The sequence below is a fragment of the Mesorhizobium sp. B2-3-14 genome, from assembly GCF_006442175.1.
In the GTDB taxonomy this organism is placed as follows: Bacteria; Pseudomonadota; Alphaproteobacteria; order Rhizobiales; family Rhizobiaceae; genus Mesorhizobium; species Mesorhizobium australicum.
Genome location: NZ_VFVP01000021.1, coordinates 1 through 2,500, shown reverse-complemented (window position 1 = coordinate 2,500; position 2,500 = coordinate 1). Strand labels below are relative to the sequence as shown.

Sequence of the window (2,500 nt, the reverse complement as noted above, 5' to 3'; positions counted from 1 at the left end):
AATGACATCAAGCCGGGTCCTGCACAGGATTTGGCTGACGCGACGATCTCTTCGAGATCGCGTGGCGACAATCCCTTCGGGATTGCGCTTGAGTTAACCTCGCAAGGGGGAGGCTGAAGCGACAATCCTTCGGATTGCGCGCGGATGCTAACCTCGCAAGGGGAAGGCTGAAGCGACAATCCTTCGGATTGCGCGATGGGTATTGGCAATGAGAACGATCAAGTGTCTTAAGGGCAATTGGTGGATGCCTTGGCATGCACAGGCGATGAAGGACGTGATACGCTGCGATAAGCTACGGGGAGGTGCGAATACCCTTTGATCCGTAGATTTCCGAATGGGGAAACCCACCTAAGGTGCTTGGAAAATCAGAGTAGCATGAGCGATAATCTCTTCGAGATTGCGCTGGTGCTGCTGTGGTTTCCAAGTATCAGATATAGGTAACTTATCCTGAATACATAGGGATAAAGTGGCGAACGCGGGGAACTGAAACATCTAAGTACCCGTAGGAAAGGACATCAACCGAGACTCCGGAAGTAGTGGCGAGCGAACCCGGACCAGGCCAGTGGCGATTGAGAGACAAGCGGAACCTTCTGGAAAGTAGGGCCATAGTGGGTGACAGCCCCGTACGCGTAATGCAATCAATCGTCCTCGAGTAAGGCGGGACACGTGAAATCCTGTCTGAAATTGGGGGGACCACCCTCCAAGCCTAAGTACTCGTGCATGACCGATAGCGAACTAGTACCGTGAGGGAAAGGTGAAAAGCACCCCGACAAGGGGAGTGAAAGAGTACCTGAAACCGGTTGCCTACAAACAGTGGAAGCCCAAGGTTCGTCCTGGGTGACCACGTACCTTTTGTATAATGGGTCAGCGACTTAGTGTGACGAGCAAGCTTAAACCGCTAGGTGTAGGCGCAGCGAAAGCGAGTCTGAACAGGGCGTTCAGTTCGTCGCATTAGACCCGAAACCGAGTGATCTAGCCATGAGCAGGTTGAAGGTAAGGTAACACTTACTGGAGGACCGAACCCATAACTGTTGCAATAGTTCGGGATGACTTGTGGCTAGGGGTGAAAGGCCAATCAAACTCGGAAATAGCTGGTTCTCCGCGAAATCTATTTAGGTAGAGCGTCGACCGAATACCCCAGGGGGTAGAGCACTGGATGGGCTAGGGGTCCTCACCGGATTACCAAACCTAACCAAACTCCGAATACCTGGGAGTACTAGTCGGCAGACACACGGCGGGTGCTAACGTCCGTCGTGAAAAGGGAAACAACCCTGACCTACAGCTAAGGTCCCCAAGTTATGGCTAAGTGGGAAAGGATGTGAGGATCCCAAAACAACCAGGATGTTGGCTTAGAAGCAGCCATCATTTAAAGAAAGCGTAACAGCTCACTGGTCTAAATAAGGGTCTTTGCGCCGAAAATGTAACGGGGCTAAAGCCATACACCGAAGCTTAGGGTTTGGTCCGCAAGGGCCAAGCGGTAGCGGAGCGTTCTGTAAGCTGACGAAGCCATACCCGTGAGGGGTGGTGGAGGTATCAGAAGTGCGAATGCTGACATGAGTAACGTAAGGGGAGTGAGAGACTCCCCCGCCGAAAGACCAAGGGTTCCTGCTTAAAGCTAATCTGAGCAGGGTTAGCCGGCCCCTAAGACGAGGCGGAAACGCGTAGTCGATGGGAACCACGTTAATATTCGTGGGCTTGGAGGTAGTGACGGATCATTGAGGTAGTCCAATCTTATCGGATTGAACGGGCTGCTGCGTGGTTCCAGGAAATAGCTCCTCCTTATAAACCGTACCCGAAACCGACACTGGTGGTCTGGTAGAGTATACCAAGGCGCTTGAGAGAACTATGCTGAAGGAACTCGGCAAATTGCACGCGTAACTTCGGAAGAAGCGTGACCCTTTTCCACGCAAGTGGAGGAGGGTGGCACAGACCAGGGGGTAGCGACTGTTTATCAAAAACACAGGGCTCTGCGAAGTCGCAAGACGACGTATAGGGTCTGACGCCTGCCCGGTGCTGGAAGGTTAAGAGGAGGGGTGCAAGCTCTGAATCGAAGCCCCAGTAAACGGCGGCCGTAACTATAACGGTCCTAAGGTAGCGAAATTCCTTGTCGGGTAAGTTCCGACCTGCACGAATGGCGTAACGACTTCCCCGCTGTCTCCAGCATAGACTCAGTGAAATTGAATTCCCCGTGAAGATGCGGGGTTCCTGCGGTTAGACGGAAAGACCCCGTGCACCTTTACTATAGCTTTACATTGGCATTCGTAGTGGCATGTGTAGGATAGGTGGTAGGCTTTGAAACCTGGGCGCCAGCTCAGGTGGAGCCACCCTTGAAATACCACCCTTATCACTATGGATGTCTAACCGCGGCCCGTTATCCGGGTCCGGGACAATGTATGGTGGGTAGTTTGACTGGGGCGGTCGCCTCCTAAAGAGTAACGGAGGCGCGCGATGGTGGGCTCAGAACGGTCGGAAATCGTTCGCTGAGTGCAATGGCATAAGC

At 53.0% G+C, this 2,500-nt stretch carries 1 rRNA gene; it reads left to right on the top strand.

Annotated elements, in window-relative coordinates:
• Positions 1-216: 216 nt before the first annotated feature.
• Positions 217-2,500, top strand: a 23S ribosomal RNA gene (locus FJ950_RS29345); the annotation flags it as partial.